The organism is Bacteroides sp. NSJ-48, from assembly GCF_014287405.1.
GTDB classification, from domain to species: domain Bacteria; phylum Bacteroidota; class Bacteroidia; order Bacteroidales; family Bacteroidaceae; genus Bacteroides; species Bacteroides stercoris.
The window spans coordinates 1-514 of sequence record NZ_JACOOD010000125.1 but is presented as its reverse complement, the minus strand read 5'-3'; the positions used below and the strand labels follow the sequence as shown (position 1 = coordinate 514).

1 pseudogene is annotated in these 514 nt (G+C 49.6%); it reads left to right on the top strand.

Annotation, left to right across the window (positions count from 1 at the left end):
- Positions 1 to 152: 152 nt before the first annotated feature.
- Positions 153 to 514 (top strand): annotated as a pseudogene (locus H8S52_RS19770) (hypothetical protein); the annotation flags it as partial.

The following is a 514-nucleotide window of genomic DNA, read 5'->3' as shown; positions in this document are numbered from 1 at the left end:
GCGAATAAGGGACGGGATGATGAACCGACACCGAAACAGAAAAGAAACTTCCGGAACTGGCTCAAAGGTTTTTTCGTGAAAGCCCCGGCAGACGGGGCAGCTTTAGACTGGTAGTCGACAGACTGTATGCGGCTGACAATGGCAACATCTCCATGGAGTTTGACTTTTCCGAAGAGGTGCTGCGGCGTGCCTTGCTGAACATATACAGCAGGGACTTTCATCCGGCAACCGAAATCGAAATCAACCTGTTCAATGAAATATGGGCAACGATGGACAAGGCGGCAAAGGACGGGTTCAGCAAATCCAAGGCCATTGCTCCGGACGAGGATTTCAGAAATGCCATACTCCGGAACAATGCCGTATTCTCGGCATTCAAGGTACATCGTATGCAGAATGACATGGCACGACTTTTATTGGATTCAAACGGCATTTTAAAACCGTTCGACAAATGGGTACAGGAAGTCTTGCCCATTGCTTCCCATCAGGTTCGTCACTGGCTGCGGACGGAGTATGA